At 45.5% G+C, this 21849-nt stretch carries 21 protein-coding genes, 3 tRNA genes and 2 rRNA genes; 6 read left to right on the forward strand and 20 right to left on the reverse strand.

The window, feature by feature from the left end:
* Positions 1-54: 54 nt before the first annotated feature.
* Both ACN08Z_RS01075 and ACN08Z_RS01080 read left to right on the forward strand, forming a co-directional pair.
* Complete coding sequence (locus ACN08Z_RS01075) at positions 55-591, forward strand: TetR/AcrR family transcriptional regulator (RefSeq protein WP_419102782.1); 537 nt, start codon at positions 55-57, stop codon at positions 589-591.
* Between the two features lie 180 nt (positions 592-771).
* Complete coding sequence (locus ACN08Z_RS01080) at positions 772-2145, forward strand: galactokinase (protein WP_419102783.1); 1374 nt, start codon at positions 772-774, stop codon at positions 2143-2145.
* 83 nt (positions 2146-2228) lie between these two features.
* Here ACN08Z_RS01080 and ACN08Z_RS01085 read toward each other — a convergent pair whose 3' ends face one another.
* Positions 2229-4250 (reverse strand): amino acid transporter, encoded by a 2022-nt coding sequence (locus tag ACN08Z_RS01085; RefSeq protein WP_419102784.1) that lies wholly within the window; start codon positions 4248-4250, stop codon positions 2229-2231.
* Between the two features lie 402 nt (positions 4251-4652).
* Here ACN08Z_RS01085 and ACN08Z_RS01090 point away from each other — a divergent pair, with 402 nt between their 5' ends.
* The 3 genes from ACN08Z_RS01090 to ACN08Z_RS01100 all read left to right on the forward strand — a co-directional run bounded on the left by ACN08Z_RS01090 (position 4653) and on the right by ACN08Z_RS01100 (position 5672).
* On the forward strand, positions 4653-4826 hold the full coding sequence (locus tag ACN08Z_RS01090; RefSeq protein ID WP_419102785.1) for a ribosome recycling factor: 174 nt from the start codon (positions 4653-4655) through the stop codon (positions 4824-4826).
* Between the two features lie 211 nt (positions 4827-5037).
* Positions 5038-5232, forward strand: a complete 195-nt coding sequence (locus ACN08Z_RS01095) for a CsbD family protein (protein ID WP_419102786.1) — start codon at positions 5038-5040, stop codon at positions 5230-5232.
* Positions 5233-5366: 134 nt separating this feature from the next.
* A complete protein-coding gene (locus ACN08Z_RS01100; RefSeq protein ID WP_419102787.1) occupies positions 5367-5672 on the forward strand; it encodes a glutaredoxin domain-containing protein in 306 nt (101 codons plus the stop codon).
* 265 nt (positions 5673-5937) lie between these two features.
* Here ACN08Z_RS01100 and ACN08Z_RS01105 read toward each other — a convergent pair whose 3' ends face one another.
* On the reverse strand, positions 5938-6642 hold the full coding sequence (locus ACN08Z_RS01105) for a rhomboid family intramembrane serine protease (protein WP_419102788.1): 705 nt from the start codon (positions 6640-6642) through the stop codon (positions 5938-5940).
* A gap of 167 nt (positions 6643-6809) precedes the next feature.
* On the reverse strand, positions 6810-7337 hold the full coding sequence (locus ACN08Z_RS01110; RefSeq protein WP_419102789.1) for a peptidylprolyl isomerase: 528 nt from the start codon (positions 7335-7337) through the stop codon (positions 6810-6812).
* Between the two features lie 261 nt (positions 7338-7598).
* Here ACN08Z_RS01110 and ACN08Z_RS01115 point away from each other — a divergent pair, with 261 nt between their 5' ends.
* A complete protein-coding gene (locus tag ACN08Z_RS01115; protein WP_419102790.1) occupies positions 7599-8060 on the forward strand; it encodes a hypothetical protein in 462 nt (153 codons plus the stop codon).
* A gap of 262 nt (positions 8061-8322) precedes the next feature.
* Here the strand turns inward: ACN08Z_RS01115 and rrf (ACN08Z_RS01120) are convergent.
* The 17 genes from rrf (ACN08Z_RS01120) to ACN08Z_RS01200 all read right to left on the reverse strand — a co-directional run bounded on the left by rrf (ACN08Z_RS01120) (position 8323) and on the right by ACN08Z_RS01200 (position 21826).
* Positions 8323-8439: ribosomal RNA gene (rrf, locus tag ACN08Z_RS01120) — 5S ribosomal RNA — on the reverse strand.
* Positions 8440-8442: 3 nt separating this feature from the next.
* Positions 8443-8515, reverse strand: a tRNA-Ala gene (locus tag ACN08Z_RS01125).
* A 215-nt stretch (positions 8516-8730) separates the two neighbouring features.
* Complete coding sequence (locus ACN08Z_RS01130) at positions 8731-9174, reverse strand: DUF3349 domain-containing protein (RefSeq protein WP_419102791.1); 444 nt, start codon at positions 9172-9174, stop codon at positions 8731-8733.
* A gap of 39 nt (positions 9175-9213) precedes the next feature.
* Positions 9214-9507, reverse strand: coding sequence for a hypothetical protein (locus tag ACN08Z_RS01135; protein WP_419102792.1), 294 nt, complete (start codon positions 9505-9507; stop codon positions 9214-9216).
* A 3-nt stretch (positions 9508-9510) separates the two neighbouring features.
* Positions 9511-10743, reverse strand: a complete 1233-nt coding sequence (locus ACN08Z_RS01140; protein ID WP_419102793.1) for an inorganic phosphate transporter — start codon at positions 10741-10743, stop codon at positions 9511-9513.
* 401 nt (positions 10744-11144) lie between these two features.
* Positions 11145-11261, reverse strand: a 5S ribosomal RNA gene (rrf, locus tag ACN08Z_RS01145).
* 3 nt (positions 11262-11264) lie between these two features.
* A tRNA-Ala gene (locus ACN08Z_RS01150) sits at positions 11265-11337 on the reverse strand.
* A 23-nt stretch (positions 11338-11360) separates the two neighbouring features.
* On the reverse strand, positions 11361-11477 hold the full coding sequence (locus ACN08Z_RS01155; protein WP_419102794.1) for a DLW-39 family protein: 117 nt from the start codon (positions 11475-11477) through the stop codon (positions 11361-11363).
* Between the two features lie 21 nt (positions 11478-11498).
* Positions 11499-11572: transfer RNA gene (locus tag ACN08Z_RS01160), tRNA-Ile, on the reverse strand.
* Between the two features lie 113 nt (positions 11573-11685).
* Entirely contained in the window at positions 11686-12186 is a 501-nt protein-coding gene (locus ACN08Z_RS01165; RefSeq protein ID WP_419102795.1) for a DUF3566 domain-containing protein, read from the reverse strand.
* 2 nt (positions 12187-12188) lie between these two features.
* Positions 12189-14834, reverse strand: a complete 2646-nt coding sequence (gene gyrA / locus ACN08Z_RS01170) for a DNA gyrase subunit A (RefSeq protein WP_419102796.1) — start codon at positions 14832-14834, stop codon at positions 12189-12191.
* A 78-nt stretch (positions 14835-14912) separates the two neighbouring features.
* On the reverse strand, positions 14913-16940 hold the full coding sequence (gene gyrB, locus ACN08Z_RS01175; protein WP_419102797.1) for a DNA topoisomerase (ATP-hydrolyzing) subunit B: 2028 nt from the start codon (positions 16938-16940) through the stop codon (positions 14913-14915).
* A 306-nt stretch (positions 16941-17246) separates the two neighbouring features.
* Positions 17247-17834 (reverse strand): DUF721 domain-containing protein, encoded by a 588-nt coding sequence (locus ACN08Z_RS01180; protein ID WP_419102798.1) that lies wholly within the window; start codon positions 17832-17834, stop codon positions 17247-17249.
* A gap of 40 nt (positions 17835-17874) precedes the next feature.
* Positions 17875-19035 carry a DNA replication/repair protein RecF gene (recF, locus tag ACN08Z_RS01185; RefSeq protein ID WP_419102799.1) on the reverse strand — a complete coding sequence of 387 codons (1161 nt, stop codon included), beginning with the start codon at positions 19033-19035 and terminating at the stop codon, positions 17875-17877.
* A 46-nt stretch (positions 19036-19081) separates the two neighbouring features.
* Complete coding sequence (dnaN, locus tag ACN08Z_RS01190; RefSeq protein WP_419102800.1) at positions 19082-20206, reverse strand: DNA polymerase III subunit beta; 1125 nt, start codon at positions 20204-20206, stop codon at positions 19082-19084.
* Positions 20207-20413: 207 nt separating this feature from the next.
* Positions 20414-21058, reverse strand: a complete 645-nt coding sequence (locus tag ACN08Z_RS01195) for a hypothetical protein (RefSeq protein WP_419102801.1) — start codon at positions 21056-21058, stop codon at positions 20414-20416.
* Between the two features lie 171 nt (positions 21059-21229).
* Positions 21230-21826, reverse strand: a complete 597-nt coding sequence (locus ACN08Z_RS01200; protein ID WP_419102802.1) for a hypothetical protein — start codon at positions 21824-21826, stop codon at positions 21230-21232.
* Between the last annotated feature and the right edge of the window lie 23 nt (positions 21827-21849).

Genomic DNA, 21849 nt, shown 5'->3' on the forward strand with positions numbered 1-21849 from the left:
CAACCCCATTGTTTATCTATTTTTTTGTTCTCTGAACCGTTTTACAATAATGTGGTGGCTCTATCACGTGAAAAAATTTTGGACACAGCATTCTCCGTTCTCAACCAATATGGTTTAGCGGATCTTTCGATGCGCAGATTAGCCACCGAGTTAAACGTCGCACCAGGTTCTTTGTACTATCACATTCGCAATAAACAAGAGCTTCTTGCCTCTTTAGCCTCAAGAATGCTCTCCGCCGTTCACTGCACTGGAGACACTGAGGCTATATCACTGTATAACGGCACTCAAGAACTTTATACACAGATTATTTCTATCCCTGAAGGCGCCGAAGTTATTCGTTTAGCCTTAGCGCTTCACCCTGAAGATTTACCTTTTCTATGCAAGCTAGCAGAACTCTTCACCCACCAACGAGACGATATTTCAGGGATGGTTGCCGCAAAGTCTTTAATACATCTTTGTCTCAGTCTCATCGAAGAAGAACAAACAACAGCTGTGCTTGAAGCACGAGAGACGATGCTGACGCCCCCTTCTTCTTATCAAACAAGTATCCAAGCGCTCATTCATGGGTGGTTATCTACGGAATGCTCGTAAATACCCTAAAAGTAATACATCCGAAACGATGAAAACTGTCATCTTTAGTGAGAACAAAAACAAGACTTCACCACGGGGAGGGAATACGTCGTGGGAAAATATCGTTGATATTCCCGAAACTGCCACATCATCATGTATGAGGTTTGAAGGTTACAACTACAGGAAAGAAGATATATCGCTATGAGCAATTTTGCTCAACCACATTGGAAGGATCTTCCTCACCATCAAGAACAGGTATTACGCATTAGAGATGCATTCAAAGAAAAATACGGCGTCTATCCTGATGGTGTCTGGTCTGCTCCTGGACGCCTTAACCTCTTAGGGGAATATATTGATTTCTTGGGTGGTTCATGTTTGCCGATGCCTCTTCCCTATCGCACCTATATTGCAGGAAGACTAAGAACTGATGGTGTGCTTCGTGCAGAGTCTCTACAGATGCCCGCGGACGAAAGAACCGTCGTTATTCGAGATATCCATCCAGGCAATCTCAAAGGGTGGTTCACATATGTTGCAGGTGTTGCTTGGGCCATGAACCAGGAAGGGGGCAAAGATATTGTTTTACCTAAAAATTTTGGTGCAGATTTACTCATTGATTCTCATGTTCCTGTCGGCGGAGGGCTTTCCTCTTCTGCAGCTTTAGAGTGTTCAACGATTTTGGCACTCCTCGACCTTTCATGCCCTCTACGTGAGGATTGCGATGAGAGTGAGCCGTTACCTTCTGATAGAGGCCCTGGCAATGATGTTTTACGTTCTCGTTTAGCTCAAGTATGTATACGTGCAGAAAACGATGTTGCGGGGGCTCGTACAGGAGGACTAGATCAAACTACCTCATTACGGTCTAAACCACATAAGGCTTTAGCTATTGATTTCCGAGATTTTTCTATAGAACCTCTAGAAGCAGATGTCGAGTCAGCAGGACTAGGTTTCCTCGTCATCAACACCAATACTCCACATGAGCTCTCAGGCGGAGAGTTTGCGGTTCGTCGAGCAGCAGCAGAAGCCTGCGCTCAGGCTCTAGGTTTGGACTATCTTCGCAATGCTCTCCCTGAGGATTTGTCCTGTTCTCAATTAGATGAGCATCAGGCGAAGCTTTGGCGTTTATCGATGGTTGATACAACGACGATTCGTGCTCTTGATGCTTTTGAGGGGACTCAACAACCTCCACAATTTCCTCGTGGTTGGGTTAGACATACTTTTCACGACATGTGCCTTGTAGAGCGAGCGGCATTCCTTCTTCGGAATATGTCAGATGAAACCCCTCATGCGTGGAGTGAACTAGGGCATCTTTTCACAGAATCTTTTATTTCCATGAGGGATGAGCTGAGGGTTTCACGACCAGAGATTGACCTTGCAGTAAACGTCTGTCTTGAAAATGGAGCATTAGGCGCTCGCATGGTTGGTGGAGGATTTGGTGGTGCTGTTATGGCACTCATCGATCAAGACAAGATTCATGACACTGCAAAGAGTGTGGCACAGGCTTATGCTCGTTGCGGTTACGCAGCCCCTGAATTTTTGCCGATGGTTGCGGGATTCCCTGCAGATAAAGATTTCTAGGAGCTATTTAAATCAAGCTGTCCCCTAATATATATTCCCGTAATGGCATATATACTAGGGGACAGCTTGTCAAGATACGTTAATTATGAAACGTGTACAACAGGTCGTCTCATAATCTGTTTCTCAGCTCGCCGCAACACCTCATGCGTCGTTGAAGCAACTTGACCTTGTCCAAAGAAAATAAACGCCAAGTAATTCTTCATCGGAGAACCCGCAGCCCAGTCAAGATACACGTGCGGAACATTACCGGTCATATCACGAATCTCTAGTGTCAAAGCAGCAATGTTATTAGGGATAGAAGCCCCAGAAGCGCAGAGGATACGTTGGTCGCCTACCTCAACGCCGTGCACCGTTAGCTCAGATTTAAACTGGCTAGGATCCATCACTGCAATTTCCATAAAGAGCACATTCTTATCCCTACCAATATGATGCCCCCATTCTTCACGTTCTCGCTTTTCAAGATAATCAGCAAGATTGAAGTTATCAGGACGATGAGCAATGAGGTGTATGGGCTCATCCGTTTTTTCGAGAATAAATTCAAGAGCCTTTTTATCAAATTTAACGTGGTCAATACGAAGCTCGTATGAGCGCATAGCACGAGATACCAGCGACACAAGCACTATTGCCAGAATGAAAGTGCTAGCAATACGAATACCTTCTGGGCGTTCAATAATGTTAGCAACGGTTGTGTAGACAAAGATAAGAGTGATCAACGAATAGAAAATAACGGAATAAGGTTCTCGATGACGGCGAGCGCTTAGTGTTACTGCAACAGCGGCACTAGTCATGAGCACCAAAACACCTGTAGCATAAGCTCCACCTTGGGCGTTAACATCTGCCTTATAGATGATGGTGATAATAAATGCGGTAATAGTAAAAACAATGACCAGAGGGCGCGAAGCACGCGCCCATTCTGGGGCCATACCGTATCGAGGCAAATAGCGTGGCACGAGGTTCAAAAGACCACTCATCGCTGACGCTCCTGCAAACCAGAGAATGAGAATGGTGGCAATATCGTAGATTGTGCCAAATCCTTCCCCATACATTTCATGGGCCAAGTAGGCTAAAGCTCGACCGTTGGCGTGGCCGCCTTCTTGAAATTCTGCCTGCGGAATGAGCAACGTTGTAACAAAACTTGAGGTAATCAATAACGTACTCATGGTTATTGCCGCTGTTGTCAGTAGTTTACGAGTAGCGATAACACGATGTTTAGTCTGCTCGGCGGTATTCTTCCCTTCAGCTTTGATTTGAGGCATGACAACCACGCCGGTTTCAAATCCACTCATACCTAGCGCAATTTTAGGGAAGACGAGAGCAATAAGACCAAAAGCTAACCACGGGTTTGAATGGCTTCTGAGCAAGGCGTCGGACCAATTGTTGAGGTAGTCGGGGTGCTCAAAGATACGAATCATTGATCCAACGATGACAACGACGTTGACCGAGAGGAAGAAGACAACGAGACCGACAGCAATACCGATAGCTTCTTTGAAGCCACGCAAGAATACTGCTCCGAGCAATCCAAGGAAGAAGAGTGTAATAAGGATATGTTGACCACTAAGGAATGAGGGTACATAAGGATTAGCTTCGACGTGTTCAGCAGCGTCAGCTGCTGAGAGCGTCATCGTAATCATGAAGTCTGTAGTGGTGAACCCTAAAAGAATGAGGACAACAATTTTTGCGTTCCACCGCGAGAGTAATCTTTCAAGCATGACGATAGAACCGGCACCATTTGAGGATTCTGCAGCTACACGTCGGTAGATAGGAAGCGCTCCGAAGAGGGTGACGAATACGAGGAGTATTGTTACGAGCGGGCTGAGTAGTCCTGCTGCGAGTGCTGCGATAGCTGGCTGGTATCCGAGGGTTGAAAAGTAGTCGACGCCGGAGAGGCACATGACTTTCCACCAAGAGTGACCTTCATGTTGCGGGCGTTTTCTACCGTGGGGGCCTTGGAGGTTGCCTTTGAGTTCTTGCCCGTTATCTAAGAGCCATGTGCGAGATATATGGCGAACTTTTTGGGTGATAGTTGATGTCGCCTCTGGTTCAGGATCGCTATTGTGTGTTCGTTGAGCGATACTGCGCTGTTTATTTTTGAGCGTAGACCCCATCAGGGGGACCTTTCTAGGAACGCACTATTGTGCGTAATCATGAATAAGACTCTGGCGAGTATACTCCTGTTTTTCGAAGCAAGGTACTCAGCAATGTTATTTTTTAATTTCTACTGGTCAGAAGTGTCATTTTTGGCTATTTTGTGATGTGTTGTTCAATAAACAATAGGATTTAAAGGTACACAAAAGACTATTTTTGGGGGTTTGAGATATCAGTCGTATAGGTTTTGCGCCTAGATTCAAACGCGTGTTTTGTAAATCGCCTTCTACCGATAGAGAAAATTTTGATGAAAAGCTTTTATTTATGATTCTGCACCAACTATTCTGGTTATGAGCATTGTTCTGATGCTTCGAGTAGATACTCTAAGAGTTCTTCTCGTCTTGAGATGAAAGGATAGTTCCGTGGGTTTCGATCTTGATGGAATGAAAGACAAAATCACTGAAGGCGTCGAAAACGTCAAAGATGTTGTCAATGAAAAAATTGGTAAAGACGTTGTCAATGACGATATTGTCAACCAGGCAAAAGAAAAAATCAGCGAAGGTATTGACGCTGTAACCGAAAAATTTGGTAAGTAAGTTTTTCGTCGAACGCTCCATCTGTAAGATGGGGCGTTTGGTCTTTTAAGGCTACTTTTCGCTGTAAAAGTATGGCAATATCAGCCTTTTTTAGTTTCCTCAAAAAATTTTTTATTTTCTGCGTGACATTTTTGGAGGTTGTTTCGTCTTACTAGTGAGAGGTTGCAAGTTTGCTTCCTCGAAAGACCTCATATCTATGAAGGAGGCTCTTATGAGCATCGGAGATAAAATTCAGAACGGCGTTGAAGACGTTACCGGTAAGGCAAAAGAAGCTGCTGGCAAAGTAACTGACGATTCTCAGCTAGAAGCAGAGGGTAAAGTTGATCAGCTCAAATCCACTGTTAAAGACGGTGTAGAGAAGGTCAAGGACGCTGCTGGCGACATTATTGATTCCTTCAAGAAGTAATTTATTCTTTTAGAAGCTGTGGGCGGTACCGATTTTTCGGTATCGTCCACAGTTTTTTGTGCCATCATACTTCCAGTAGCAAGGAGTTTTCTGTGTTACCTCGTATCAGTATTTTTAAAAGAAAGAAGTTTGCCATGACAAACCGTCAACAATCAACGTTTATTCAGGCCCAGCAGGCTCTTGAGCAGGGTTCTGTTGTTATTTTTTGGAGACCGGGGTGCCCTTTTTGCGAGCGCCTTGATGCTGGTTTAGGTGACGATGGAGATAACGCCGTATGGGTCAATATTTGGGAAGATTCTGAGGCTGAAGAATTTGTTAAATCGGTCAATCAGGGAAATGCTGTTGTTCCCACGGTTTCTACAGCTGAAAAGTCTTTTGTTGCTTCTGCTCCTGATGCTGCTGAGACTGTGCGCCGCCTAATCAAGACGGCATCAGCTTAGAAGTTTTATGTTGTGTGAGATTTTGTAATTCCAAAAAATCCACACCTTTCAATCCCAGGGTTATCCACAATCGTGGATAACCCTGGGGAAAATAGTTACACCCCTGTAATTACGCGAAAGTGGCTTCTTGGTTTTATCGCTTTCTTCACAGAATGACACTCTGAGAATTACACACCTGTAGTTATTAACAATGTGGACAACCTCTGTGGATAACTTTTAGTAGGGTTCTTCCATAGAGGTCAATCCACGTTCTTTGCAGAATGACTTATCGTCCCTGATGAGAGAATTTTTGCATTAGCCACGTCACCGCAGCACCGGTAAACATCCCTCCGAGATGAGCTTCCCAAGAGATGCCAGGGAAGAAGAAACTATAAGCCATATTGATAGCAATTAACACCAAAATAGGAGAAGAATTTTCGCCGCGAAGACGCGTTAAAACCCAAAAAGCACCAAAGAGCCCAAAGACTCCCCCAGAAGCACCAATGGTGGTGACAGATGGGGCAAAACTCAGAATACTTGCCAAAGACACTGCAATGGAACCACCGATAATAGAACACAGGTAGAGGGCTATAAATTTTATTCTTCCCAGGCGAAATTCTAGTTCACGGCCAAAAAGCCAAAGAGAGAACATGTTAAGCGCCAGATGGGAGATATTCCCTTGGCTATGGAGAAAACCGCTCGTAAGAAAACGCCACCATTGGTGTGTTTCAAGAACATAATTCCAGTTAAAAGCGAAGGTGTTGAACATAAAGTGCCCAGGAATTAATAATTGAGCGCCATAGACTATCGTGGTTAGTGCTATCAATAGATAGGTGATAAGAGGAGAGCCTTGTTGCATTATTGCTCTCGTTATCTTTTGAGTGGATGTCCTATCGGGGTGGCAAGACCGGCATAAAATACCGACTTCTACAGGAATCTGACAGTCACCGCAGGTTGGTTTTTGGCATTGTTTACATCGTGCATATGCCATTTTGTCAGGGTGTTGAGAACATGTAGGAAATGAATATTCGGAGGATTCTCCATACAGGGGTGGCTGATAGTTCATCTGTGTATTTTCTCTGAGTGTTGTTGTGGTGATGCAATAAGAGCCCGTCCAGGGTAAATACCGGACGGGCTCTTATCTCACCTCAATAAGGTTTAGAGCTCTTCAATATCGATAGAAGAAATAACGACGTCTTCTACAGGACGATCCATATTTCCGGTCTTGACGCCTTCAATAGCGTCTACGACTTTCTGAGATGCTTCGTCTGCGACTTCACCAAAGATGGTGTGACGGCCGTTGAGCCAAGGAGTCTCTACAGTGGTGATGAAGAACTGTGAGCCGTTGGTGCCGGGGCCAGCATTTGCCATAGCAAGAAGGTATGGCTTGTTGAAGGAAAGTTCAGGATGGATCTCATCTTTGAATTGGTATCCGGGGCCGCCGATGCCCTGCCCGAGGGGGTCTCCACCTTGAATCATAAAATCACGGATGATGCGGTGGAAGATGACATCTTTGTAGAGAGGGCCTTCTTGTGGTTCACCGGTGTGAGGGTGTGTCCATTCCTGAGTACCATTGGAAAGACCAATGAAGTTTTTAACGGTGATGGGTGCATGATTACCGAAGAGGTTCACCACAATGTCACCGTGGTTGGTATGAATAGTTGCTTTAGCAGTTGCGTTAGTCATAGTTCCTATTTTCGCATGTTCTGTCATAGTCCGCTAGCCTATGAGACACTTATGCACTCAGCGAAAGTGTTTTTAGGGTGTGGGTTTCTCCTCTTTTTTGGTCGTTCAGGTGTGTTCATGAACTTTAGCGAGAAGTGAAATACAGGGGTTTTTGCGAGCTAAACCTCTGTTTTAGGAAAATAGTACGTAAGCTAGGTATTGATCATAATTTTCCATAGGACACTTTGTTTTATGGTGTAACGATAGAGAAAGGCAGACCTCATGGTGTGTGCACGTAAAGTGTCGAAAGCTCAGAAGCTTGCAGAAAAGACTTTCGCTAAGGCTCAGAAAGCTACCGGCAAGAAAGCTGAGAAGCTTACTCAGCTTGCTGAAGCTCAGGCAGCCAAGGCTAGTGAAATTGCTCAGAAGTATGCAGAAAAGACCCGCGCGAAGAGTGGCGAGGTTGCTGCTGTTGCTGCAGATAAATTAAGTTCTTTCGATATTCCGGAGCAGGCTGAGAGCCTTGTTGAGAAGGCAACTGGAAATAAGAAAGCTCTTAAGAATGCACAGAAGCAGGCGGTTAAAGCTGCGAAGGCTTATGCGAAAGAGCAGAAAAAAGCCACTAAGGGTGGAAACAAGTCCTTGGTTTTCCTTGGTTTGATTGTTGCTGGAGCAGTTGCAGGTTATGCTGCGTATAAAGCGTCTCAGCCAGTAGAGGATCCTTGGAAGACTCCTCAGAGCTAGTTCTTATGCTCAGATAATGAGCGAAGGAGTATTCAAGAGATTCCTTCTTCAAAATACCCCTGATGATTGGATGTCGCATCTATTCATTAGGGGTATTTTTATAGGAATATCAAGAAGCTGAATAAGAGCATGCAAGTTTTTGTTAGGCAGAAATAGCTATGGGGAGGATGGTTCAAGCCGTCATATGCGGTGAATTGTTTAGAGATAAACAAATGACTCCAAACCTCTACAAGGCTTGGAGTCATTCTCAACCATAAAAATAGCTCGGCGACGACCTACTCTCCCACACCGTCCCCAGTGCAGTACCATCGGCGCAAAGAGTCTTAGCTTCCGGGTTCGGGATGGATCCGGGCGTTTCCCTCTTGCTATAATCACCGAAACGTGGAGGCGAGGGGACTCGAACCCCTAACCCCCTGCTTGCAAAGCAGGTGCGCTACCAATTGCGCCACGCCCCCGTGGTGTTACATATAAGAGTCTACAACACTGATCAAAACATGAGCAAATCAAGAAGTTATGACTTGCAACACTTTATCTCTTAAATAAAGTGGGGAGCACCCCGCTACAAGGTGCTCCCCACGTGCATTTCGCTACGGACTACTGATGCGATTGCACCTCTCTTATCTCTAAGAAAGATTAGGTACGACATCCGCATCTGAGCGAATATCGATAATTATTGTTCTTTCGTAATACCATCTAAGTGAACTCGAGAAGCAGCTGATTCAGCAATACGCTTTTCTTCCTCACTGGGATTGATGTACTCGACGTACCCATCAGTGTCAGTCTCTTCAACCGAGTCCTCAGCACTGAAGTGATTCTCTGAAATATGCAACCCATGAGCACCGAGAATTCGAGCTACACGGTCAATTTCTTCAGGAGTAGGGACATCGTCAGTTACTTTTCTGATGTATTCGTTAATACGCTGATCAGAAACATAGTCTTCACCACGAGCAGCACGAGAAAGCATCAATTTACGTATAACTTCTTCGAGCTGAGCATCGGTCAAACGCCGACGCAACACTGCCATAACGGCCGCTCTATCCTGTACCGGGACGTCTTCGGGGTAACCGACACTCAACCAGTCAATAACACGAGAGACGATATTTCTCTGAGGCATCCCGCTACTCCTTTGCTAGGGATTCAAAGACGAGACATCCTATCCCGCCACACCAAATAGGTTAAACCCTGTGGAATGATAAATAAAATCTTTAGCAATCCATAAGATTCCCATAATAATAACAAGGACAATCACTGCAAAGATACTATAAGCGATGAGTTTACGGAATGAAGATGGTGGCTCCACCTCAATGAGGCGCCCATCTGCGGTGTATTCGGTTGTTCCAGCAAGCATTCTCAAGCCAATAGCGTAGAAAGCTGGAATACCAGCACCGAACACTAGGCCTGTAAGAATTACAGGGACGACCCTCTGTGCAATTTCAAAAAGACTCATATTTTAGGCACCCACCTTATGGGCTGTATTTTCAGAGACACCAGATTTAAGTGTTTGAACTGATTCTTTGGACTGTTTATCGGCACCAGATTCTCCCCACTCATCGTTGACGTTTGACGCATCAACAGGAGCTTTCTTGGAATGTAGATACATCCACAAGCAGAAACCGATGAGGATAAGGAATACGGCCAGTTCACCTAAGAACCCGCTACCTGTTACAGCATTGAGATAGTGCCCAATCATCCACGTTATTGCGCCGATACTACCTGCAGCAGGCAAGGTAATAATCCAAGCGATAACCATACGTCCAGCAACACCCCAGCGAACTTCAGCACCGCGGCGACCGAGCCCAGTACCAAGGATAGACCCTGTTGCTACATGGGTTGTAGACAGTGCCATACCGAAGTGGGAAGAGGTCAAGATAATAGCGGCAGAGGATCCTTCAGCTGCCATACCTTGAGGTGTATCAATCTCGACAAGCCCTTTACCTAAGGTGCGAATAATGCGCCAGCCACCCCAGTACGTACCAAGAGCGATAGCAAGAGCGCAAGTAAATTTAACCCAGAAAGGAATATCTGCATCGGGCGTAATTTCTCCGGAAGCAACAAGCGCTAGGAAGATAACACCCATGGTTTTCTGAGCGTCGTTTGTGCCGTGTGCCAGTGAAACCAAAGACGCAGTACCAACCTGACCCCAACGGAATCCTTCGTATTTCTTTTTATCCGAGACGGGGCGGGAGATTTTGTAGATAAGCCAGGTACCTACCGTTGCAACCATACCCGCAACGAATGGTGCCATCACAGCGGGGATAACAATTTTCGCTGCGACACCGCTCCACTGCACACCAGAGAATCCAAAAGCTGCAATGGCTGAGCCAATCAATCCGCCAAATAGGGCATGAGAAGAGCTAGAAGGCAATCCGAGAAGCCATGTCAGAACGTTCCATAAGATACCGCCGACAAGTCCGGTGAAGACAATCAGGAGGAGCCCTGAATTGTCACCAGCAACAGCATCGAGATTAACAATGCCCTTACCTACAGTGCGAGCAACTTCTACAGAGAGGAATGCTCCAATGAGGTTAAGAACAGCAGAAAGAGTTACAGCAGTTTTAGGTTTGAGAGCACCGGTGGCAATAGAAGTTGCCATAGCGTTTCCGGTGTCGTGAAATCCGTTCGTGAAGTCAAAGGCTAAAGCCGTAAGAACCACGATAGCTAAGATAATAAGTTCAGTAGTCACCCTTTGATTATGAACATAGTTATTCGGTATAGGAAGCTAGGTGAACACGGTAAAAACAACCATAAAAAAGCAATATAAAACAACATTAACAAACAGTAAACGCAACTTAATCTTTACCAAGAAAATAATAATAGGTTAAAAAGTTATAAACTCACCCTAAATAACAGGTTTACAATCGACATAAAACAAAGTTGATTCACTTAATAAATATGTTGGTTTATGTTGGCTTAGGAATAGTTCACCTAGGGGATTAATGAGTTAAACCCCATCTTTAGATGCTGTTTACCAACTGTTCACCTTAAAAACAGTGGGATACTCATCACAAAGACTATATAACTCTGGATATAAAAAATGACTCCAAACCTCTACAAGGCTTGGAGTCATTCTCAACCATAAAAATAGCTCGGCGACGACCTACTCTCCCACACCGTCCCCAGTGCAGTACCATCGGCGCAAAGAGTCTTAGCTTCCGGGTTCGGGATGGATCCGGGCGTTTCCCTCTTGCTATAATCACCGAAACGTGGAGGCGAGGGGACTCGAACCCCTAACCCCCTGCTTGCAAAGCAGGTGCGCTACCAATTGCGCCACGCCCCCTCGGCTATAACCTCTATGAGATTTTATAAAGAATCCGTAGATTCTTTCCAAGATTTTTTAACATCTTGATTTTCCTGAACCTTCTTCGTCAAAAACAATCCAAGAACTGTTGTTGAAACAACGACAAGTATCTTTTTCATTTTTGCCTTTCGGTAAGGAAGTGGGCGTACCAGGAATTGAACCTGGGACCTCTTCGTTATCAGCGAAGCGCTCTAACCGTCTGAGCTATACGCCCTTACCTGTCCCTTAGGACGAAATAAAACTTTACACGACCTTCTCGACTTTTCCAAATCGATATTGGGTATTTTAGGTCACATTTATAACGTTCTAAGGAAACAAGGAAAATTTCTAGTCATCAGTCAAGGTCAGACCGATACCGCCAACAAGCTTTGCAGCAATGTTGTACAGCATCGCGGCAATAACACCAAGCAACGTAAAGAGAATAACGTTCACCACAGAAATCATAGTGGTGTACAGTGCAACCTGCCCCAACGACAAGAAATTAGAAATATCAATATGGTTGCCAGTAGTGCCAAGCATCGTCAAAAGATCATTAATGCCATCAAACAATCCTGTAGCCTGCATAGCAAGCCACAAAACCACTGAAGACACAACAAAAACAATACCCACAGCAACAGAAAGCAAGAAAACTAGCTTAGCCACAGACCATGTATCAACTTTGGCAACAACAAGGCGAGCACGACGAACTTTAGAGCGAGGCGCAGGACGCACCAACGGCTTATTGCGGTGAGCAGCAGAACGTGTGCCGTTGCTGCGAGCCCCCGCACGCTGTTTATTCGCAGTAGGGCGTGCACCTTGTTTACGGGTGCTAGTACCGGTAGTGCTCACTCTTAGTTACCTCCGTGTGCATTCTCTTCAGAACTCTGAGCTACTACTTGCTCAGACTCAAGCTGATGACTCTCTAACGGTACTGTATTATCGACCGCTTCGGTGCGTTCACCATCATTTTCTTCTTCAAGCTGTCGGTCTTGGTTACGAGCAACACCAACAATATGGTCATTTTTGCCAGGCTTAGCAAAAATAACACCCATGGTGTCACGTCCTTTAGCAGGAACTTCAGCAACAGAAGTACGAACAACTTTACCTGATTGCATAACGACTAAGACTTCGTCATCGTCTTCAACAATCAGACCTCCCACAAGGTCACCACGATCTTCAGCCAACTTAGCGACCTTAATACCAAGACCGCCACGACCTTGAATACGGTATTCTCCGACCTTCGTACGCTTTGCATAGCCACCTTCGGTTACAACAAAAACATACGAATCATCAGAAACAACATTCATACTCAACAGTTCATCACCGTCACGGAACTTCATGCCCGTCACGCCAGAAGTTGCACGCCCCATCGGACGCAACGCTTCGTCAGTTGCAGTAAAACGTAATGACTGACCTTTGCGAGAGATCAGCATCAAATCGTCTTCGGCCGAGGCAAGCCCAGCAGAAACAAGTTCATCGCCATCACGTAGGTTAATAGCAATAACACCAGCAGTACGATTGGTATCGTAATCACTTAGTTTGGTCTTCTTCACCAGACCGCCCTTAGTAGCTAGTACAAGGTAGGGAGCGTCCTCATAAGATTTCAGCTCCATCACTTTGGCTATGGTCTCGCCCGGCTGGAAAGCTAAGAGGTTAGCAACATGCTGACCTTTAGCGTCACGACCGGCTTCCATTAGTTCATAAGCCTTTGTACGGTAGACGCGGCCCAGATTAGTGAAGAAAAGAATCCAGTTATGTGTTGTTGTGACAAAGAATTGTTCGACAACGTCATCACCACGTAGCGCGGCACCCTTAATGCCCTTGCCGCCACGGTGCTGGCTTCGATACTGATCAGAGCGAGTACGTTTAACATATCCGCCACGGGTAATGGTTACGACCATCTCTTCTTCAGGAATAAGGTCTTCCATCGACATGTCACCGTCATAGCCCATCAGAATCTTGGTACGACGATCATCACCATAACGATTGACGATATCGGCAAGTTCTTCAGAGATAATTTCACGCTGACGAGCCTCAGAAGCGATAATCTCGTTATATTCTGCAATCAAACGCATTAATTCATCATGACGAGTTTGAATCTTCTGACGTTCCAAAGCTGCTAGACGACGTAGTTGCATATTAAGAATTGCTTGAGCCTGAGCTTCATCAATATCAAGCAATGCCATCAATCCACTGCGAGCATCGTCAGCTGTTGCAGAACGACGAATCAGCGCAATGACCTCATCTAAAGCGTCAAGAGCTTTGAGCAACCCGCGAAGAATATGTGCTTCTTCTTCAGCTTGACGTAGACGATAACGAGTACGTCGAACAATAACCTCAATTTGGTGATTTACCCAGTGGCGGATAAACGCATCCAAAGAGAGTGTACGAGGCACACCATCAACAACGGCAAGCATGTTAGCAGAGAAGTTTTCTTGCAACTGGGTGTGCTTATAAAGGTTGTTCAGGACAACCTTAGGGACAGCATCACGTTTGAGAACGACAACTAGACGCTGTCCGGTACGGCCAGAAGTTTCATCACGTAAATCAGCGATACCGGTAATCTTATGCTCTTTGACAAGGTCAGCAATTTTAATAGCAAGATTATCGGGGTTTGCTTGATAGGGGAGTTCGGTAATGACGAGGCACGTGCGGCCGTGAATCTCTTCGACGTTAACCACAGCACGCATCGTAATGGATCCGCGCCCTGTACGGTAAGCATCTTCAATGCCCTTATGTCCAAGGATAGTTGCACCAGTAGGAAAGTCAGGACCTTTGACCCGTTCTAACAATGCGTCAAGAAGTTCTTCGTTGGTTGCATCAGGATTTTTAAGGAACCATTCCACACCTTCTGCTACTTCACGTAGGTTGTGAGGAGGGATGTTGGTTGCCATACCTACCGCAATACCTGAGGAGCCATTGACTAATAGGTTAGGAATACGTGAGGGAAGAACAGTCGGTTCTTGGTTTTTACCATCGTAGTTGTCTTGATAGTCCACGGTATCTTCGTGGATATCACGAACCATTTCTAATGCGATAGGGGCCATCTTCGTCTCAGTGTAACGAGAAGCTGCCGCTCCGTCGTTACCGGGAGAACCAAAGTTTCCTTGACCTAGCGCGAGCGGGTAACGCATGGTCCAATGCTGAATCAGACGTACCAAGGTGTCATAGATAGCGCTATCACCGTGGGGATGGTACTGACCCATCACGTCACCGACCACGCGAGCGCATTTATTAAAAGCTCGTTCAGGTCGATAGCCGCCATCGTACATCGCGTAGATGACTCGGCGGTGCACAGGTTTTAGCCCATCACGTACATCCGGTAAAGCACGTCCGATAATGACAGCCATTGCGTAGTCTAGGTACGAACGTTCCATTTCTGAGCGGAGGTCTACTTTGTTCACTCGTCCGTGAACGGTAGTTGCTGCCGCTAAAGAACTTCCTACAACTTCGCCTTCAATAGGTTCTGTGGAATCATTCTGAGTTTCATCGCTCATGTGAAGTTTTCCGTTTCTTTTCGTCCTTGATTTATATTCCTTGAGCGTTATATAACGCTTGTGCTATGCACATATTCCCTAGACATCAAGGAATCGAATATCTTTTGCGTTCTGCTGAATAAAGTCACGTCGGGCCTCAACATCTTCACCCATCAGAACAGAGAAAACCTGATCAGCTGCAGCAGCATCTTCTACAGTCACCTGCAAGAGAGTGCGTTTTTGAGGGTCCATTGTTGTTTCCCAAAGCTCGGTGTAGTCCATTTCTCCAAGACCTTTATAACGCTGAATACCATTGTCTTTAGGGAGACGCTGGTTATTAGCAAGACCTCGAGCAACAACCTCATCACGCTCAGCATCAGAATACACATAATCGTGTGGAGCGTTAGACCATTTAATGCGATACAGCGGAGGCTGAGCCAAATACACATACCCAGCTTCAATCAAAGGTCTCATGAAGCGGAAAAGCAAAGTTAACAACAACGTCGTAATATGCTGACCGTCAACATCTGCATCCGCCATCAAAACAACCTTATGATAGCGAGCTTTTTCGATATTGAATTCTTCTCCAATACCAGAACCAAAAGCAGTAATCATCGACTGAATCTCAGCATTACCCAATGCACGATCAAGACGAGCACGCTCTACGTTAAGAATTTTTCCACGTAGAGGAAGAATCGCCTGAGTATTTGGGTCACGCCCCTGAACTGCAGAACCACCTGCAGAATCACCCTCCACCAAATAAATTTCAGAAATCGAGGGATCCTTCGACGAACAGTCTTTAAGCTTTCCAGGCATTGAACCTGTCTCTAGCAACCCTTTACGGCGAGTTGTCTCGCGAGCGCGACGAGCAGCTAAACGAGCGTTAGACGCAGTAATTGCACGACGAACAATGTCTTTAGCTATCTGAGGATTACGCTCAAACCAGTCACCTAAATGATCAGACATCTCACGCTGAACAAAAGACTTTGCCTCAGAGTTGCCCAATTTCGTTTTTGTCTGCCCCTCAAACTGGGGCTCAGAAATTTTTACAGAGACAACAGCAGTCAGACCTTCACGAACATCTTCACCGGTGAGGTTATCGTCTTTATCTCGCAACAGCTTGTTATCACGAGCATAACGGTTCACCAAAGATGTCAATGCAGCGCGGAAGCCTTCTTCATGTGTACCACCTTCATGTGTATTGATGGTATTAGCATAGGTGTGAACAGACTCTTTATAATCGGTGGTCCATTGCATCGCTACTTCCAAGCTCATAATACGTTCAGTATCTTCTGCTTCGAATGCGATAATTTCATCGTTGATAGTCTCTAATTTTTTAGAGCTATTAAGGAATTTAACATAGTCCAAAAGACCGTTTTCATAGAGGTAAGTGACACTCTTATACCCTTGGGCATCTGCGCTCACTCGATTGAGTTGTTCGCCCTTTTTCTTTTCATCCCCAGCGATTTCGTCTTGGGGGAGAACCTCTCGCTGATCAGTGAGAGAGATAGTGAGCCCCTTATTTAAGAACGCCATCTGTTGGAAACGTGCCCTAAGGGTTTCAAAATCAAAAATAGTTGTTTCAAAAATTTCAGGATCAGGCCAGAACGTCTGAGTCGTACCAGTTTCTTCTGTCGCCTCGCCACGAGTCAATGGGTTCTTTGTAACACCACCGTTTTCGAAGGAAATGTTCCAAGCGTATCCTTGACGTCGCACCTGAGTTTCTACGCGTGTAGATAGCGCATTCACAACGGAGATACCTACACCGTGCAAGCCGCCAGAGACAGCGTATCCGCCACCGCCAAATTTACCGCCAGCATGCAAAATCGTCATCACGACTTCTACAGTAGGCTTGTGTTCGGTGGGGTGTTCATCAACAGGAATACCGCGCCCGTTATCGCTAACGCGCACTGCACCATCTTCGAGGATTGTCACCTCAATGTGGTCAGCATGCCCAGCTAAAGCTTCGTCAACAGAGTTATCGACAACTTCGTAGACGAGGTGGTGCAGACCGCGTTCATTAGTTGAACCGATATACATACCAGGACGCTTACGAACAGCTTCTAGCCCCTCGAGAACCGTAATATCGGCTGCACCATATTCATGAGGTGTTTCTTCAGTTGCCACAGGTATAAGGCTCCTTGAGTAAGATTTAGCGCACCCCCATCAAGACCTCTTACAACCTCGCTCATTACTATGAGCAAAGGTTGCATGAATTGCTCATTTAATGAGCGATGCAGAGTTAGAAATGCGCAGTACATTTACGCTCAATTCTACCGGAAAGTAGGGAGATATCGCCCTCTTTGTTGCCTTTTGTAAGGGTTATTCTTAGTATGCACCCGCTAGAACGCCTAGAATCAGCGCTTCTAGCGCACGAGGGTATTACGCAATAGGTTCCCCGTTGCTATGAGATTCTCTTCTTAGATGAGAAAACTATCCGTAGGTATCTCGTGGACCACGCCCTCCAGGCGCAACTAATTTTCCGTGTTTCCATTGTCGTGTATGGGGCCCCAAAATAATAATATCGGTGACAATACCGGCACCAAGTTCCCTCTCAAACATCTTCAATATTTCTTCTTTCATCAGCTTTAAGCTGGTAGCCCACGAAGTAGATGTACATCGAATAGTGACTTTAGTGTCTTGATATTTTTCAGGGGTTGTATGCTCGGCAACGTGTTCTCCCATGAGTTCTTTCCAACGAGCAAGAACAGAAGAAACAGCAACAGGCTCTTTCCAACCTCGACTACGAATTAATTTATCAATAGCGTAGCTCAAAGGTTGAGGATCACGATAATCTTCACCAGCGCCGGTATATCCACCCATTTGAGCAATATTATGCCGTTGATAATATTGTTGTGGCTTCTTCTTTCCCGGTTGCTGAACCATAGAAGCACTAAAATCTTTGAGAATTTTTCGGGCAGCATACCCTTTGAGAGGAGCTTCTCCTCTCTCAGAAGCAGCATAACGCATTCTTTGCAGCATAATTGCTGGTGCTTGGGCGTATTGCTCATCAAAATTCATGAGAAGACAGTTCTTTCACTACGATATGCCATTAAGATACTCAAGCAAGAGACGCATGCCCCGGAGTCACTCTAATCATAGTGATATCTTCACCAAGCTCTTGCGGAAGGTCCTCTTCAATAGCACATGTTACTAACACTTGTTCAGCGTCAGATACGATTGCACCAAGACGTTTCCGGCGCGCAGTATCTAGCTCAGCAAAGACATCATCGAGGATAAGAATAGGGCACGATTCTACGCTTTGTTGATCTTTTCTATGAACGTACCAAGAACCTAGTTTTAACGCTAGAGCTAAGGACCAGCTCTCCCCATGAGATGCAAAACCTTTAGCGGGTATATCACCAATTTTCCATATCATCTCATCGCGATGAACACCGATGAGGCTCACTCCACGCTCAATTTCTTCAGATTGTTTGTCTTCTATTGCTTGCATCCAAGCCTTACTAATCTCAGCAACACTCAGCTGTGCTGCTTGCGGCAAGGTCCGTTCTGTAATATCAGGAAAAATTGTTGATTCATAGGTAATGCCAATAGCTTTAGACCCGTCAGTGAGCTGCTGATAAGCGTATTGAATTTCTGGAACTAAGCGCGCCAACGCATTCCATCGAGAATGAACAAGTAATGCCCCAGCTTGAGCAATCTGTTCATTCCAGATATTCAACGTATGACGATGCTCCTCAGTGATTCGTCCACCTCTCATCGTTTTCAGAAGTGAATTTCGTTGTCTGAGGATTCGCTCATAATCACTTCGGTAAGAAGCAACAACAGGACGCAGAGAAACAGCCAAATCATCAACAAAACGTCTCCGACATTGAGGTTCACCTTTAACGAGTTGTAAATCTTCAGGCGAGAAAAACACCGTCGAGGTAATCCCCAATGCTTCACGGGCACGAACCGGAGCAGCTCTATTGATACGGACACGGTTACTATGCCCTGGGGCAATTTCAAATTCAGTGATGGTCTGCCATTTTCCTCTCACAACACGAGTCCGTATATATGCTCGTTGCGCCCCCACCTGAACTAAAGGCCCATCATGAGATACTCGATGTGAAGAAAGCTCCGCAGTGTAGTTAATAGCTTCAACAATGTTGGTTTTACCGACCCCATTAGCGCCAAGGAATACAGTGACACCGGTAGATAACGGTAAATTCAGTAGCGAGTAGGTACGGTAGTTCATCAACGAAATATGGTCGATGTACACACAAACCTTCCGTTCTTCACACAGTCCTTAGAGGTAAGAGACGTAACTAATTAGGCAGGCGAACAGGCATGAGCAAGTATCGATAGTCACTTTCGTCTTCACCCATCAATTCTTTTTGCCCTGAAATAGAAGCGGGTTTTGCAGGATCAGTGAAAGAGAATCGAATAAATTCTGTTCCGAAACTGTTAAGACCTTCTGAAAGGTAGGAAGGGTTAAACGCTACCGTAATGCTCTCTTCACCTTCAAGATGAGCGCTCAGCGTTTCCGTTGCTTGAGCGTCTTCGCCAGTTCCAGCATCCAAAGTGACTTGGCCTTCGCTAAAGACAAGACGCACTGGTGTATTACGTTCTGCAACAAGCGATACACGTCGTACGGCTTCAAGCAAATCGGAAGTTCTAACAATTGCGTGAATTGGTGTTGAGTCAGGAAATAGTGATCGAATTTTCGGGTATTCTCCGTCAACAAGCAAGCTAGTGGTTCGACGTCCACCTGATTCAAAGCCGATTAGCTCATGAGAGTCAGAAAGCGCTATGTTCAGTTCTCCTGCTCCGCCGAGAGTTTTAGCTACTTCTGACATAGTTTTTGCTTTAACTAGTACCGCAGTTTGGATATCTGATGACGTTGGCGCCCAGGTGAGTTCGCGCATTGCTAGACGATAACGGTCAGTGGCAAGCAACGTCATTTTTTCCCCCTCAATCTCTACCAAAATAGCGGTAAGAATGGGGAGGGTATCGTCTTTAGAAGCGGCAACAACAACTTGCGATACAGCTTTCGCAAACGAGTTCCCTTCAACTGTTCCTGAAATCGTCGGCAGTGTTGGCAATTCTGGGTAGTCAGCTACTGGCATGGTGCTGAGGTTAAAGCTTGCAGTGCGACACTGAATGTGCATTTTCGAATCATGCACGCTGACATTAACATCTGCATTAGGCAAGGAACGGCAGATTTCTGCAAGAAGCCTTCCAGAAACGAGAGCTACGCCTTCTTCTTCAATAGTGGCACTAACGTTGAGTTTCGCAGAGGTTTCGTAGTCAAAACTTGCGATGGAGACTTCTCCTTCGGCTGCGGTAATTAGCAGCCCTGATAGAACAGGTGCAGGTGGTCGAGGTGAAAGTGATCGAGCAGTCCAGCCGACTGCTTCTGTGAGGACATCACGTTCGATAGTAAATTTCACCGGTACCCCTTGTGCAATAAGTCAAAGAAAAGTTGTGAGCTCATCGAAGTTGTGAGCACATTTTGTTTTTCAGTCTACCGGATATTTTCAACAGTACTGTTGCAAACATCAGAAGATAGGAGGTTTTTAGTCGTTATCACTCCACAAAAAACCACTAGCGTATATACACAATAAGGCATATACGCTAGTGGCTATTATTTGATGGCTTTAGCAACCTAGTTTTTTAAACTCAATAGTCGCTTCAGCAGTATAAGTATCGCCAGTTCCGGTAGAGCTATTACGACCAAGTACAGCATCTTCTCCACCCTTTGGGTCTGCAGAGAACGTAAAGACTGCTCCTGCACCCTTCGGAATAGGCCCAGCGAAGATAATAGACAGGTAAGTTCCACGATCTTCAATGAGAGCAGGCGGGAAACTCTCCGAATAAAGTTCTGGACGGTGAGCATCAAGACGCAAGAAAAGTTCGAGTCCGCCTTGGGTAATAGCTGAGGGGTTTGACCATGAAGGGTCAATAGGAATCGTAATCATTGCACCACTAGCTGCACCTTCAGGAAGACCTATATGAAGACGCCACATAAGTTTTTTACTATTAGCGTCGTACCAGTGTTGCATCTCTGCTTCACCATATTGTTGCGCTTTATCTTCTCCAGAAAGACCTTCTCCGTAGAGGACTTTTTTATCATAGTTGTGGTTTGAATAGTCTGGGTCTGTTGCAACGATTCGAGATTTAACTTCCCAGACTCGCATATCGCATGAAGCAGCATAGACCGGAACAACAGATGTTGCGAGGACAACAGGTGCGGCCCAAGCGGCACCTTTAACAAGATGACGACGGTTCACTGTGTGAGACATTATTCCCCTAATAAGAAAAATTTTTAAATTAAAACTTCACTTTTTAGTGTACCTACAAGATATCTAAAAGACGCTTTATTAAATAACCACTCTATTGGCGGGGAGTGTCAGCTAAACGGGTGACATTCCCCGCCAAACTTGCGCTATAACCTGTCTAAGAAAACAGAATATTTAAGAGCACATTAGGGGTTTGAAGGTTATATAAGCTTCAGCAGTATATGGGGTACCTGCCAATACAGCTTCTTCTCCACCAACAGGAACCGTTGTAAAGATAAAACCTCCAGCGGCGCCAGCTGGAATTTCTTGAGGGAAAGAAATTGTTATGTGATCAGTTCCTATAGCTACCTCAGCTGCAGGAAGTTCTTGAGTGAACAGTTCAGGATGGGCTGATCCAAATGCTTTAAACTTTGCAAGAGGATAAGGGGCTGGTTTTGAAGGTGAAGTCCATGAACTGTCAAAGGGGACAGTAACAAGAGCACCTGCTTCTGCCCCTTGTGGGAATCCTAAAGGAATACGCCACCATAGCTTTCCTCTGAAATACCAGTGTTGCATCGAGCTTTCGCCGGGTGGAGTGGTTTGATCGGTGACAACATTATCAAAATTAACATTTGATGGATCTTCATCTGTCTGAATGAGCCGTGACTTGATATACCACGAACCTTCAGGACAAGGAGAAGCTGCATAGCTGGGAATTACTGCTGAACTAAGAACTACAGGTACAGACCAAGCAGCTCCACGAACTATGTGACGACGAGATAGTGAATTCATGGTTCCTCTATAAGAAAGGGAGA

Source organism: Rothia sp. P7181, from assembly GCF_048513015.1.
Lineage (GTDB): Bacteria > Actinomycetota > Actinomycetes > Actinomycetales > Micrococcaceae > Rothia.